13 protein-coding genes are annotated in these 15257 nt (G+C 32.3%); 3 read left to right on the top strand and 10 right to left on the bottom strand.

Annotated elements, in window-relative coordinates; translation table 11 throughout:
* Positions 1–138: 138 nt before the first annotated feature.
* A complete protein-coding gene (locus RR554_RS03840) occupies positions 139–981 on the top strand; it encodes a YitT family protein (protein WP_332467452.1) in 843 nt (280 codons plus the stop codon).
* Positions 982–1033: 52 nt separating this feature from the next.
* Here the strand turns inward: RR554_RS03840 and RR554_RS03835 are convergent, their stop codons facing one another.
* Positions 1034–3379, bottom strand: a complete 2346-nt coding sequence (locus tag RR554_RS03835; RefSeq protein WP_332462419.1) for an HAD-IC family P-type ATPase — start codon at positions 3377–3379, stop codon at positions 1034–1036.
* A gap of 21 nt (positions 3380–3400) precedes the next feature.
* Complete coding sequence (locus tag RR554_RS03830) at positions 3401–3922, bottom strand: GNAT family N-acetyltransferase (protein ID WP_332462420.1); 522 nt, start codon at positions 3920–3922, stop codon at positions 3401–3403.
* A gap of 243 nt (positions 3923–4165) precedes the next feature.
* Between RR554_RS03830 and RR554_RS03825 the strand changes: the two genes are divergently transcribed.
* Positions 4166–4375, top strand: a complete 210-nt coding sequence (locus RR554_RS03825) for a hypothetical protein (protein ID WP_332462421.1) — start codon at positions 4166–4168, stop codon at positions 4373–4375.
* Between the two features lie 68 nt (positions 4376–4443).
* On the opposite strand, the gene RR554_RS03820 is transcribed toward RR554_RS03825, so the two are convergent.
* From RR554_RS03820 to RR554_RS03790, 7 genes are all read right to left on the bottom strand, one after another.
* A complete protein-coding gene (locus RR554_RS03820; RefSeq protein ID WP_332467451.1) occupies positions 4444–4884 on the bottom strand; it encodes a hypothetical protein in 441 nt (146 codons plus the stop codon).
* Between the two features lie 135 nt (positions 4885–5019).
* Positions 5020–5799, bottom strand: a complete 780-nt coding sequence (locus tag RR554_RS03815) for a helix-turn-helix transcriptional regulator (protein ID WP_332467450.1) — start codon at positions 5797–5799, stop codon at positions 5020–5022.
* A gap of 212 nt (positions 5800–6011) precedes the next feature.
* The gene (locus RR554_RS03810; protein ID WP_332467449.1) at positions 6012–8684 is read right to left on the bottom strand and encodes a cation-translocating P-type ATPase; all 2673 of its coding nucleotides are present in this window, start codon (positions 8682–8684) and stop codon (positions 6012–6014) included.
* A gap of 205 nt (positions 8685–8889) precedes the next feature.
* A complete protein-coding gene (locus tag RR554_RS03805; protein ID WP_332462425.1) occupies positions 8890–9639 on the bottom strand; it encodes a tRNA 2-thiocytidine biosynthesis TtcA family protein in 750 nt (249 codons plus the stop codon).
* A gap of 17 nt (positions 9640–9656) precedes the next feature.
* Positions 9657–11477, bottom strand: coding sequence for an LTA synthase family protein (locus RR554_RS03800; RefSeq protein WP_332467448.1), 1821 nt, complete (start codon positions 11475–11477; stop codon positions 9657–9659).
* A 15-nt stretch (positions 11478–11492) separates the two neighbouring features.
* A complete protein-coding gene (nadE, locus tag RR554_RS03795) occupies positions 11493–12323 on the bottom strand; it encodes an ammonia-dependent NAD(+) synthetase (protein ID WP_332462427.1) in 831 nt (276 codons plus the stop codon).
* Positions 12324–12470: 147 nt separating this feature from the next.
* Complete coding sequence (locus RR554_RS03790) at positions 12471–13277, bottom strand: hypothetical protein (RefSeq protein ID WP_332467447.1); 807 nt, start codon at positions 13275–13277, stop codon at positions 12471–12473.
* 402 nt (positions 13278–13679) lie between these two features.
* On the opposite strand from RR554_RS03790, the gene RR554_RS03785 reads away from it, so the two are divergent.
* The gene (locus RR554_RS03785; RefSeq protein WP_332462429.1) at positions 13680–14612 is read left to right on the top strand and encodes a hypothetical protein; all 933 of its coding nucleotides are present in this window, start codon (positions 13680–13682) and stop codon (positions 14610–14612) included.
* Between the two features lie 339 nt (positions 14613–14951).
* Here the strand turns inward: RR554_RS03785 and RR554_RS03780 are convergent, their stop codons facing one another.
* Positions 14952–15215 carry a type B 50S ribosomal protein L31 gene (locus RR554_RS03780; protein WP_332462430.1) on the bottom strand — a complete coding sequence of 88 codons (264 nt, stop codon included), beginning with the start codon at positions 15213–15215 and terminating at the stop codon, positions 14952–14954.
* Positions 15216–15257 lie beyond the last annotated feature (42 nt).

Genomic DNA, 15257 nt, shown 5'->3' with positions numbered 1-15257 from the left:
AGACCATTATTACTCACCCTTAATATTGTTAAAAGAAATATAACATACATTAAAATCTACGTCAAACCTTGAATTTTTCTAACAGTTATTGCGAATAGCACTTAAATCAATTAACATGAATAAAAGGAGGAGATAAATATGTTTATTCAAAAGTTAAACAACGTTTTAGGTAAAAAAGTTGTGGACATTCTTTTAATTATCCTAGGAGCTTTTTTCATTGCTCTTGGTTTTAACACCCTCTTATTCCCAAATCGTATTGTTTCAGGTGGAATTAACGGTGTCACCATTATTTTATTTGAATTATTTAATTGGCAACCAGGTATTATTATTTTTCTGGTTAACCTTGTATTACTTGCGCTGTGTCTAGTAACGTTAGGAAAAGAAGTCTTTATTAAAAGTATTTTAGGTAGTCTATTGTTACCACTATTTGTTTCTCTACTTAATGGTTTACCACAAGTAACTAACAACCCTTTACTAGCTGCTATTTTTGGTGGGATATGTGCTGGTGTTGGTATAGGGTTAGTTTTTTTAGGTAACGGCTCAACCGGTGGAACGACCTTGATGGCAAAAATTATTCAAAAATTTGTTCCTTTAACTCTTGGTATTCTGATTGGTATTTGTGATGGCGTTATTATTTTAAGTGCCTTATTTATTTTTGGTATAGAACAAGTTTTATACGCTCTTATTGCTTTGTTTCTTACAAGTAAAGTCGTAGATATGATTCAAACAAAACCATTAACTAAAAAGAACATTCTTATTGTTTCAACTAAATATCAGGAAATTCAAGAAACCCTAACTACAAAACTAGTCTGTGACTTTTTGTTTGTACCGATTGAGGAAAAAGAGACTAAAATGATTCTAGTTAGCATCAATAAACCAGATTACACACAATTAAAATCGCTCTTATTAATAGAAGACCCTGACGTCTTTTTTGTTACAGTTACTGCTGAAGATATGTCTGTTGCTATAGAAAAAAACTAAATAAATATCCTATAAGAAAGATAACTTACTATCGTTTCTTATAGGATATTTTTTATTTTTTTAAATCTAAATTCAGTAAATGATGGAAAACTTTTTTCAGTCCATAAAAAACAAATGGAGCCAGAACCATCATTGGAACATAGACAAGCATTAAATGAATATCTAGTATGTTGACTAAGGAGAAGATATTACCAAAGAAAATAAAGATTAATAAGAAAAGTGATACTAGAGTAATAATGAGCGCTCTGATTTTCCACGTTATTGGTTTTGCAATAAAATGTAGCGCTACAAAACAAATTAGCCCTGTTAACCAAACTGTTACCGTTGATTTTTCATCGTAACTCCAATTGAGCATGTTACCAATAATTTCCACAGAAATTGTAAACAAGACCACACTCACTCCACTTGCTAGAGCTGGTTCAAACACATTCTTTAAAAATCTACCTTTGATTGGTGCAGTGTTTGGACGTAAAGCTAAAAAGAATGACGGAATCCCAACTGTTAAAGAACTGATTGGACTCAACTGAATAGGCTGAAAAGGATAGGGTGATGATAAAAAGATAAATAACGCAGCAAGTATCATGGAATAAACAGTTTTTGTTAGATACAATGATGCCACACGTTGAATGTTATTAATCACTTTTCGACCTTCTAAAACAACACCTACCATCGAATCGAAATTAGAATCAAGTAAAACAAAATCCGCAATTCCCTTAGCTGCATCACTTCCGTTTGACATGACAATACTACAATCTGCCTTTTTTAATGCCAAAATATCGTTCACACCATCTCCAGTCATCCCAACGACATGCTCATCCTTTTGTAATGCATCTACTAATAAACGTTTCTGCTCAGGCGATACTCGGCCAAAAATACGGTATTCCTTTATTAATTCTGGGATGTCCTCATCTGCAACTTGGCTCATATCGATTTTTTTATCTGGATTAGACACACCAGCTCTTTTAGCAATTTGCGAGACTGTTTCTGGATGGTCTCCAGAGATGATACAAACATCAACTTCTTGGTCTTTAAAGTATTTTAAAGTCTGAGGTGCTTCTGCTCTAATTTCATCTTCCAAATAGATAAAACCAAGTAAAGTTAAATCATCAGGTAGTGAATTTCCTTCAATCTCATTATTACTTTTTGCTACGGCTATAATTCTTAGTCCATGAGTCATCGCTTCTTGCATTTTTAATACCTGTGCTTCTTCAAAAGAGTCAAACAAATACTCCGGTGCTCCCATGTAAAAGCTTCCCATGTTTTCAAATGAAATAGCACTCCATTTTCTAGCGGAAGAAAATGGAACTTGTTTGGTTTGTTTTAACCGAATTTCAGGTTGATTAAAGTGAGTCATTAAAGCTTGCCCTGTCGCATTGTCTTCATCTAATCCTGAAATCATACTAGAAACAAGGTCATCAAAACTTACCTCTTTAAGCTCACACGTTGGAAAAATTTCTCTTTCAACTACTTTTAATTTCCCACTGGTTAAAGTCCCAGTTTTATCTAAACAAAGCACGTCGACTCTTGCTAATGTTTCGATTGAACCCATAGTTTGTACTAGAACATTTTTCTTACTTAATTTAACCACGCCCACAGCTAAAGCCACTGAGGTTAATAGTACTAGACCTTCAGGAATCATCCCAATCATCGCTGCTGTACTACCTAAAATAGCTTTATCTAAATGAGTACCACTAGCAATACTTGTGACCATTAAAAGTGCACCAACAGGTATAATGACAAAAGTTAAAATTCGAATCAATTTTTTCATCATAATGATTAACTCGCTATAAATACCTTTTGTTTCTTTTGCTTCCATTGTCAGTTTGTACGTATAACTCTCACTACCAACACGAGTGGCTTGCATTATGGCATTTCCACTAACTACAAAACTTCCCGAGAAGACTTCTGAACCTACTTGTTTTTCAACTGGATCTGATTCGCCTGTTAATTGTGACTCATCACACTCAATTCCTTCTGTTTCTACAATAACGCCATCTACAATAATTTGTTGACCTCGTCTGACTACAAGCAAATCATCTTTAACCACTTCATCTTGTGGCACTTCCATTTTTTCATAGTTTCTAATAACGATGGCTTTGGCTTGATTTAATATAGTTAACGCATCAATATTTTTTTTGGCTTTAATTTCTTGATATACGCCAATAAAGGTATTGGACACAATTACTCCTAGAAAAAGGAGATTTTTGTAACTTCCCGTGTAAATGATAAAACCTGCAATAATTAAATTAATAAAATTAAATAGCGTTAAACTATTTTCTGCAAAAATTTGTCTAAAATTTCTCGTTGTCGTTGGAGCTGAAAAATTAACTTCTCCTCTAACTTTTCGATTAGCCACTTCTGAATTTGATAATCCAGGATATTTACTTTTAGTTTCCATACATTTACCTCAACTTATTTCTTATTGGGTGATCTCATAATCATACAAGTTAAAATCAGCAGTTAGTTCAGGAAAATGACCCTTCTCACATTTGCCTTTAAATGTAAAACCAGACTCTGCGTAAAATTGATTCAAGTAAGGAACACTTGCTTGGCAATCCAAACAAATTCTCGTTCCACCACTTAGTTTTACCCATTTAATAATTTCCTGTAAAAACTGTTTTCCGTAATTTTTCCCAACAAAAGCATCCTTAATAGCTACTTTATGTAAATAGTATATATTTTCATTAAAAGGTAATTGCCATAACCCAAAATCCCATGTATTTGGTTTTTGATACAAATAAGCTAAGGCAATTATCTCTTTCTCCATTGTTAAAACAACCACTTCTTTATCGGCTAAATGACGAGCTAAATCCTCTTTTTCTTCACCAATCAAGATGTGAGACCATTGACTGGACCCTTTTTTATTTAAACGTGTTGCCGTTTCTATCAAAATCTGATTCACGTCGTTAAAATCAGATGGAACGCCCCAATTTATTTCCATAGTTTTCCCTCATTTATTTGATGATGACTTAAGATTACCATTATTAGGTAAAAGAAAACACATACTTAAGACCGAATTAGGATAAAATTAACAAAAAAGACAATAATTGAGCTAAAACGGTAAAAAAGCTACCATTTCCATTTTTTTCATTCAAATTATTCATTTTCATCTTGTAATATCTTTCAACATTTCTTGTGGTTAACTACTTTTGAGCGTACACTATTTGTAAAAGGGGTGATTCCCATGAGATATTTGTTAGGTAGTCTTTTTCTACTTCTTGGGACGTGGCAATTTTGGGTTACTAAACGCTCATACACTCAAGTAAAAGAGCATGGTGATAAAGACACTTCTTCATTTATATTAGGAAGTTTTGTTACAAGTCTGGTGATGGCTTTCACCTTTATCATTATTGCTATTATTTGTTTTACAATGGATTTTTCAGCATTTTACTGATTTTTTTAAGATAAAAAGGAGCAAATCGTTTTAACCGATTTGCTCCTTTCTTGATTGAATTTTTTTATTTATCTTCCCATGACTAATTGTGTCACACGTTGAATACAAAATGAAATATTATCTGTTGCTTCATCTTGTTTTACTTCTGATGCGTTAAATTTATCTGCATCCACTGAAACTGCTTCTAAATTGATTGAGTCAATCATTTCTTGACAGCCTTCTACATATGATTCAAATGCTTTTTCTAATTTTTTATGGATTCCCATAACTTTAATAGGTGCGTTTAAGCCTTTAATTTCACCTAACATTTCTCTGTATTTCGTTGTACCATTTGTAAACAACTCATGGGTACTTTTTAGTTGTTCCTCTGTTAAGTCAGCCACCTTATTAGCATCGATTGCTTCTCTAACAACTTCGTAAGATGGGTTCATTTCTTCTCCAACTTCTTCTGATGCGGTTACGATGTCATTTATTTTTTGAATGTAATAACCTAAATTTGGTTTCTTCAAACTTAATCCCTCTTTTCTAAATTACTTTCCTTTACATTTTAACTTGTTTTAGGAAAAAGTAAAAGCTTTCTTTGAAGAAAATATACCAATTTTCATTGTGATTACTTTAATTAGTTTTCTTAAATAAAAAATAAATTAATTAACTGTCGCTTTTTCTTTTAATTTGTAGGCTTCTTCAATGATAGAATATTCATTTTTAATACTTTTTAAAATATGATACGGATCTTCTACTTCCACTCCTCGAGATTCAAAGAAATCAAATAAACCACAAAAATATTTTCTTTCTTGAGAGTCACTAAAATAAGCACGATCAAGATTTAATTCAATTTTTTCGCCATTTGCTACCTCTAAAATCAATAAAAATTGTTCTCGGTTATAAAAAACTTGGCGAGGACGATAAGCAACAGTTGTTCCTTCCCCTTGATATCCTTTATTGTTAAAATAAATCGACATTTTATTCACTTCATAATAGTTTATAAATGCTGAACTCCGTTTTCCATACATGCTTAATATTTCTCGAATAATCTTAGGGCAATAAAAGCGAGGGCTAAAATAGTCTATCCCCGTCTTTGTCACTGTAAAATAAGTATAGTAACGTCTTAAATCAACCATTCCAGTTGTTTGAATAAGCTCTGCTATAAGAACACCACTTACAAATGTCCAAATCCCATCTCCTGATTGAAGGAAAGAATATAGCCCGCTAATAATTATAGCTAATGGTAAAAGCATCCATGCCCAAAAAACTTTTCTTGATTTAAATGCACCAAAATTAAACGGTAGAGGTATTTCCTTTTGGTTTAATATTAATTCGTCTAACGATAGATTAAGAAGTTCACTTAATGAGATAAGATTTTCAACACTCGGTAAAGCATCTCCTCTCTCCCATTTCGAAATAGATTGTCTTGAAATATTCATTCAATTAGCCAAGTCTTCTTGACTGATGTTATTCTGTTCTCTGTATTTTTTTATATTGCTTGAAATAATCATGGTAATCAGCTCCTTTGTTACCCATAATTTAACATTTTTAGTAAAAAAAGTAACGAACTCTTTAGTTGCAACCTTATTATATCAATGTTTTAAACAAAAAAATAGTAACGTCTCAAAAAGAGAAACGTTACTATTTTTTGTTATTTATAAACAGTTTTACGTTGAACCCATTTCACGATTTCAACAATTGGAATAATCGCAATGGATGCACCAAAGACAATTCCCCATTGGTAAGCATCTAAATGAGCCACTTTAAAGATATCGTTAAATCCTGGAATAACAATCGTTACTGCTAGTAGGACAAATGATAATAAAACAGCATAGTTAAAGGTTTTATTTTTGAATAAGCCCACTTTAAAGATTGACTCACGAACAGACTTCACATTAAAGGCATGGAACAATTGAATTAAACCTAATGTCGCATAAGACATAGTTAACGCATCTGCATGAATTGCTTCATAACCTGAATGAACAGGATAAGTGATTGCAAACATATACACGCCTAATGTAATACCCGCCTCAAGAATACCTTGATACACAATACTACTTAACACACCACCAGAGAATAAATCAGAGCTTCTACCACGAGGTTTTAATTTCATAATACCTTGCTCAACTGGTTCAAGTCCTAAAGCAATCGCTGGGAATGTATCAGTTACTACGTTAATCCATAACAAATGGACTGGAAGTAGTGTGTCCCAACCTACCATAGTCGCAATAAATAATGTTAAGACTTCACCTAAATTGGCTGCAAGTAAGTATTGAACTGTTTTTTGAATATTTGAGAATACTTTACGACCTTCTTCAACAGCAATAACGATTGTTGAGAAGTTATCATCTGCTAAGACCATATCACTGGCACCTTTTGATACTTCCGTTCCTGTAATCCCCATACCAATACCAATATCAGCAGTCTTAAGTGCAGGCGCATCATTCACACCATCTCCGGTCATCGCAACAACTTTTCCATCTTTTTGCCATGCTTTAACAATTCTTACTTTATGTTCTGGTGACACACGAGCATACACTGAGTATTGTTCGATTCTTTTAGCTAACTCGTCATCACTCATCTCATTTAGCTCACCACCAGTAATAACGGCTTCATGTTGCCCTTCACTAATGATACCTAAACGTACAGCAATTGCTTCTGCTGTATCTCTGTGATCTCCTGTAATCATAACCGGACGAATACCAGCTTCTTTTGCTACTTTAACAGCATCTGCGGCTTCTTTTCTTTCAGGGTCAATCATCCCGATTAAACCAGAGAAGATTAATTCGCGTTCAACTGATTCTGACGCCATATCTTCTGGAATTGATTCAGAGATTTGATAAGCCATTGCTAACACACGCAATGCTTGTTTCGCCATGTTTGTATTATTAGTTAAAATTAATTCTTGTTGTTCTTTAGTCATTGATTTAATGTCACCATGAACATCAAAGAATGAACAACGTTTTAATAACTCATCTGGAGCGCCTTTAACAGCGATTAAAAACTTACCATCTGCTAATTGATGAACGGTTGTCATTAATTTACGGTCTGAATCAAAAGGAATTTCAGCCACACGAGGTGCGTTTCTTAATTCATCAACCACATCAAATCCGTGGTCCATACCAAATTTAACAAGAGCCGTTTCTGTTGGGTCACCAATCAATGTATTGTCATCAGAAATTTTTGTGTCATTACAAAATGTCATGATTTTTAAGGTTTGGTTATCTAATGGGATTTCTTCATTTGCTTCAATTGTTTCATTATTTGAGAACACTTCTTCAACAGTCATTTGATTTAGTGTTAGCGTTCCAGTTTTATCTGAACAAATAATATCTGTACTACCAAGCGTTTCAACAGCAGGTAACTTACGGACTAATGCATTTCTTTTAGCCATTTTTTGCGTACCTAAAGCTAAAATAATTGTCACAATTGCAGGTAAGCCTTCTGGAATTGCAGCAACTGCCAGAGAAACTGATGTTAATAACATATCAATCCAATCATGTCCGCCACGTAACATTCCAACAGCAAACATAATCACACAGATTCCAATAATAACAATCGATAATACTTTACCTAGTTTGTTTAGATTTTCTTTTAGTGGTGTATTTGTCTCATCAGCTTGAGCTAACATATTGGCAATTTTACCCACTTCAGTATTCATTCCAGTACCAGTTATGACACCTAATCCACGGCCATACGTCACATTGCTGTTCATGTAAGCCATATTAATTCTGTCGCCAATACCAATATCTTCTTGATCTAGTACAGCAATATTTTTTTCCACTGGTACCGATTCACCAGTAAGTGCTGCTTCTTCTATTTTTAAAGAAGCGGCTTCGATTAACCGCATATCAGCTGGAATCACATCTCCTGCTTCAAGTAACACAATATCACCAGGCACTAACTCGTTACTTTTAATAACTTTAGTTGTATTGTCCCGTCTAACATTCGCATTTGGCGTTGACATGTCTTTTAATGCTTCTATGGCTTCTTCAGCTTTAGCTTCTTGAATAACTCCAAACACAGCCATAATCATCACAACAACAATAATCATAATAGCTTCTACTTGGTCACCCATAATAAATGACAACACAGCTGCAACAAGTAACACAATAATCATGAAATCTTTAAATTGGTCACCAAATTTACTTAACCAACTTTTTTTCTTTCCTTCATCTAATTGATTATGTCCATAATCATCTAGACGCTTGTTTACTTCGTTTGTCGATAGCCCTTCTGTTGTCGTCTCCATTTTTTCCAAAACGGCATCGATTTCTTCTGTGTAAAAGGGTTGATTTAGTTGTTTCTTTTTTTCTTCTGACATATCCGATTCCTCCTTGAATTAGTCCATGAGTTAATAATAAAAAAAGAGACTTATGCATGAATTAACATACATAAGTCTCACTATTTAAGGCAATACCAGAAATTTTCATTTCACGATGGTGATATTGCCGCAGCATTTACAGCTACTAGTTACTCCCCTATGACGTTTATTATTATAGCATGTTCCAGTTTTTGAAACAATTTAATTAAGATTTTTTTGATAAATACCACTCATTTTCTCTGACCTCTTGTTCCATTCCTTGAACAAACCGTTGCTTGATTAATGGGTAGTCAATGGCTAAAGAATCCACCAACTGTTTCATTTCTTCACGCTTAGTTTTCTTATCAACAGGACAAGGATTAAAGATAACTGGTAATTCTTTATTATTACAAAAACGAATGATATCTTTTTCTTCTATATAAATCATCGGTCGAATAATTGATACTTCTGTTTTTGATAAATAAGTCATCGGCTCAAAACTTTCCATTTTACCGTGAAATAAAAAATTCATAAAATATGTTTCAATAGCATCATCTAAATGATGGCCAATTGCCACCTTCTGACACCCTAATTCCTTTGCTCGTGAATACAAATAACCTCTTCTTAATTTGGCACACAATGAACAAGGATTTTTTTCTTCTCTAATATCAAAAACCACTTTTGCAATATTGGTATCCACAACATCTAATGTATAGCCTTTTTCTTCAACTAACTCTTTCATCGGTGTGATATCCATAGCAAATCCCATATCCAAACAGATTGGCACTACTTCAAAATCAAAGCCTAAACGTTTTTGCTTTGACAGCATGTCTAGCATGACAAAAAGTGCCGTACTATCTTTTCCACCACTCATACCAACGGCTACTTTTTCACCTGGTTCAATTAAATGATAATTCCCAATAGCTTTCATCATGGGATTGTAATATTTCTGATTTTCTTTCTTTTTAAAGGACATAACAAACCTCTTAATTATTATTTAAAAAAATGTTGACTGTATTGTTGACCAGAAACTATGTCATATTGAATCATTTGATAATCATCAAAAATGGCCTGATCCTCTTTACTTAATGTAATTTCTTTTTTCCATGTTTGATTATAAAAGTACATCTCATTTTCAAATGCTGGCAATAAATAGTGCATTTCTTCAAGTAACATTGAAAATCCAGTAGCTTTCACTCCGGCAGTTTGGCTGACAACACTAGGAAAATAAAAAGGGCTAATGACTTGTTTAAGTGTTGGAGATGTATCTTGACTATCATAAACAAAGTATTCCGTTAAATGCGTTGTCACTTTATCATTTTCATCTATAACCGAATCAGGATAGATTGACGGCAAATGGTCACCCCAAAAACAGATTAGTATAGGTCGATCATTTGTCTTTGTTTCTTCAATAAATCCCTTTAATGCTTCTGATGTGTAGGCAATATCTTGAGCGTAGTTAACAATATTAACATCATTATCTAACTCTTTCACCTGATACTTTGAGCCACTATATTTATTCGTATAAGGCATATGTGTTTGCATAGTAACAAGATGAATAAACTGAGGTTCTTTGCTTTCTTTTAGCACTTGTTGAACTTCTTTAAATGCAGATTTATCAGAAATAAACCCCTCTTTTGATAGTTTTTCTTTATTTTTCATTGTTTTTTCATCAAGAAATTGATCAAAACCAAACACCTTATACACATCTTTTCGTTTATACATAGATGTATTGTATGGGTGAATCGCCGTTGTTTTGTAATCCTGACTTTTTAATGTTGAAACCATTGATGGAAAGTTTTCCTTTTTAGGTAACATCATCGTATAAGGTGTTGTCATTTGCGGATTGAGTAACGCCATTGAAAAACCAGTGAGTGCTTCAAACTCAATGTTTGCTGTACCACCACCATAATTTTGTGACAACATTTGCCCACTTAAAATAGATTCACTCGCAACATCACGGTAGTCTTTTAGAGGGTCAGGTGTGACATGAACCCCTTCTAATTTTGAAGGATCTGAAAAGCTTTCAGACATAATATATACAATATCTGGTTGTTCTTCAGTTGATTTTTTCTGATTTTTTTTGTCTGCTTCCTCTTGATAGTGTGTCATAATTTTATTGATTTCAGCTTTTGAATAATGCTCTGGTTTTTCCATTCCTTCAACTTTTAAATTAAATAAAAATCCTCCCATAAAACCTGTATTATAATAATTCATTTTCTGGCTGTATGGAATCCAAAGAGCTGTTTTATCATAGGCTTTTCTCAATAAGTTATTCGGTTGATTAAAATTACTAATATACACAAGTAACATAGAGGTTACTAATAATGTGACCACCCTTACTTTTTGCTTAGTTAAAGATAGTTTTAACGAGCGATAAAAGGAAAAAGCAAGCCAAAAGATAAGACCAAGAACAGTTAGAATAAAGACAAAAAATAAAGGATTTCCTAGTATGTCTTTTAACATGGTCCATTCAATAATCATTTTCAAATCGTCTGGATAAATTGGCTCCATTCGTAAAGACATCTTCATCGCATTAGCAATTCCTAAAAGAATAATACCAAGCAAATAAAAACTATTTCCCACAAGAAAAGAGCCTGCAATCGAAATAATAAACACATCAATTACTAATAAAACTAAAGCTCCTAATAAAAATTTCTCTGTGTGCCACGAGAATGCAAATTTAGTAGCTAAGCTAAAAGACCAATTATTTTGAGTTAATTGTAAATAATAATTACTTGCTAAAACAATAATTACACTGATTAACAACTTAAACCACATTTTTTTAGCGATTGCTTTTAATTTACTTACCATATAATACAATCATCCTTACTTCCAAAAAGTGTCTTCTTTAGTAATTGGCAAATGACGTTTGTGTTGTGTCTTTAAGAACCAACCTTCAATCGTTTCTGCCTGTTCGTTAGATACTTCTTTTCCTTCAAGGTAATCATCAATGGCATCATAAGTCACACCAAGGGCCACTTCATCAGCAATCATCGGTTTATTTTCTTCTAAATCTGCTGTTGGTACTTTTAAATAAAGAGATTCATCTGCTTCTAAATAAGCTAAAAGTTGTCTACCTTGGCGCTTGTTTAATCCAGCTAACGGAAGTAAATCAGCTGCTCCATCACCAAATTTAGTGAAAAACCCTGTTAAGTTTTCAGCTGCATGATCTGTTCCTAAAACAGCTCCTTTAAACTCACCAGCAATCGCATATTGAGTAATCATTCTTTCTCTTGCTTTAATATTCCCCTTATTAAAATCACCGATAACAAGATTAGAATTTTCTTCTAACTCTTTTGTTAAAGCATCTACAGAGGTTTTAACATTAACCACATACTCTTTGTCGGCTTGGATAAAAGCTAACGCCTTTTTAGCATCTTCTTCATCATTTTGTTTTCCATAAGGCAAACGAACGGCGATGAATTGATACTTCGTATTTTTTGTTTCTTCTCTTATTTCGTTAATAGCTAATTGTGCCAATTTTCCTGCCAATGTTGAGTCTTGTCCACCACTAATTCCAAGAACAAGTGACTCAATAAACGGATATTTAGTTAAATAAGCCTTCATGAAATTAACTCGGTCTCTAATTTCTGATTCTGAGTTAATAGATGGCTTAACGTTTAATAATTCGATAATTTCTTTTTGTAATTGACGCACGTTATCACTCCTTAATATGGTACATTATAACATAATCTTTTCATTCATTAGTTTTCATACTATCGTTATCTTATTTTTTTACTGATTATTAACAGTGATTATACTAAAAATTCTATATTTAGGTTAGTTTCTCAACTGTTAATCAAATTATTGATATATCTCTTGAAATTTTTTGTCTTGATAAACCAAATAAGTCATTCCATCACTTGTATCAACAATAAATAACGTATTATTAGGTATATTTTCTAATCGATATTTTGTACTAAGAGTCTGAATCATACGCTCTTTTCCATCAGTTATATCACTCAAAATATCTTTGTCTCTAATAACAAGAAAATACCCTTTAGCTTTATTTAGTTTTTTTAAGCTTGTTGAAAATTGATAATCATATGGGTAGAAGTCATTCAAATAATTTTTCCATCCATCAGGTGAAATAACCTTCAAATTTAAATCTATCTCTTCTTTGTTAAACTCATTCGTTAAGAAATGTGCTTGAAATTTATCATGTTCCAAAACAGTAATATCATGTGTCTCCTCAAATCCAAAAAACTGCATATATTTACCCATAGCTGAAGTATAGATACTATCATCACTATAATTCTTACCATAGTCAATTTCTTTAACTTGTTTAGTCATACTTGGTGCAAAAAATGGTTCCTTATTTTGGTGAAAATTTTCATTCAAAAATTTATTTGTTTTGTACGCATCATTAAGAGTTATTTGCACCTCATAGTGCCCTGCTTCTGTGACATAAAATTGACTAAAGCTCAACCTTACATCATTATCCCTCAAAGAAAATACTTCCCTAGTTAGATCACGAATGGTGTCTTCTTGTTGGATCTTTTCTTTTCTAGGTACACTACATGTAACAAACAGAAATAAACAGATAATTAATACCACAGCTAAAAATATCATACTGCAGCCACTGGAAGTTCTTTTTTGTTTAATGGGCATTCTTACATCCTTCAAAAATATATTTTTACTTAAAATTATAGCATGTCTCATTCTAAATGACGTCACAAAAAAAAAACATCTAAAAAAGATGCTCTTAAAACGTTTGTTTTATTGTGTTTTGAAACGTTACAATTATTCTGCAGCGTTTGCGTCTTTGAGACCGTATTAGCCATCACTTAACTTTTTTTAAGCCTAATTAACTTAATCACAATAACTTAATCACAATGGTTAATTATAAAAAATTGAACTTAATTGAAAAAAGATTTTAATCCTTTTAGATATAAATAGACTCTTTTTCCAAAAAAAGATTTTAAATATAAAAATTTTGCAATTAGATATATTATTAACTAAAAACATTTTATATGTTACCATGAAAATATATTAAAAAAGGAGTGTTTTATAATGAATAAAAGTTTATTTAGTTTAGGAGTTTTAGCGGTGTTGAGTTTTCCTGTGATTGGAGATGCGTATCAGCATGAAGATAGATACGAAACGAACTATCCATATAAATACGTTTATCTTGATTATAGTTCTGAAATTCTTGAACAGCTTGCAGAGTCAAACTTTTACACTATAGAAAATGGGAAAAAAGTTGAATTATCTTTAATGAATACTAGCAAACCTAATTACTTTGATCTTGCTGATATTAATAAAAATTCCTCATACTTTAACGGTGATTCTGAACTTTTTGAATTTGGATATTCTCATAGTTTTCCTTTTTCCATAGAAAAAATGAATAAAGCAAAAGGAAACATAGGTGCTGAATGGGAATTAACTAATATTGATTTTGTTAAATATTTCCATAATATTGAAGAATTAGGAATAGACGGAAGTTTTGTTGATAGTAGGCCTCTTGAAAATGCTACAGAATTAAAACAATTAGACATAACTGCTTCAATCACTAATTTTAATTTTTTAAGTAAGTTACAAAAGCTAGAGGATCTCGCTATGTATCTTGATAATCATGACGAAAATGATGATAAAGATGAATCTATTAAAGTAATTACTGATTTATCTTTTTTGAATAACTCAACTAGTTTAAATGATTTTATACTAAAAACAACATCTAGACCTTTTCCTACTATCTCTTTAAAAAAATCAATGAACAAATATGTTTTAGTTAATCCATTTATTTTGTCAAAACAATTTAAAAATCCAGAAAGCAAGATCACTTCTGAAACATCAGGTTTTACTTTTGAAGATGATATTCTAACTTGGGATGGAATTAGTCCTGAGATAAAAGAATTACAAATTTCATGGGAATTTGAATCTAATGAGACCGGTAATTTTACATTTAAAGGTGATAGCGTAATTCCAATCAATTGGATAGATTAAAAAAACAAACCCTAACCCAGAACGGCTAGGGTTTTCTTAATTTAAAAGATACGATCACTTGCCTTTAATTTCCGAAATCCAATATACAACATAAAGTATGTATCTATCACCTATTTATCCTCCAATATATATTTCTTTTTATGTTCCTTCTTAATCTATTTTATAGTTTTGATCATACAGATATAAAAATATTGATTGATATATACGCTTGTATTATCAACAAAACTGAAGAAAAATTCATGTATATGTAAAAAAGTATGGTCAAAAACAAAAAAGAGATTATCCACGAATGGATAACCTCTTAAAACGTTTGTTTTATTGTGTTTTGAAACGTTACAATTATTCTGCAGCGTTTGCGTCTTTGAGACCGTATTTTTTGTTGAAACGATCCACACGTCCGTCTGCTTGAGTGAATTTTTGACGTCCTGTATAGAATGGATGTGAGTCAGATGTGATTTCCACACGGACTACTGGGTATGTATTACCATCTTCCCACTCAACAGTTTCTTCTGAATGTTTAGTTGATCCAGATAAGAATTTGAACCCTGTTTGTGAGTCCATAAATACTACTGGATGGTATTCTGGATGAATTCCTTGTTTCATAATTATTTCTCTCCTTTGCCCTGAGTCATTTGCTGAAACAGA

This window comes from Vagococcus sp. (genome assembly GCF_036639995.1).
Taxonomy (GTDB): Bacteria; Bacillota; Bacilli; order Lactobacillales; family Vagococcaceae; genus Vagococcus.
The sequence above is the reverse complement of the archived record's forward strand: the minus strand, read 5'-3'. Positions and strand labels throughout refer to the sequence as shown.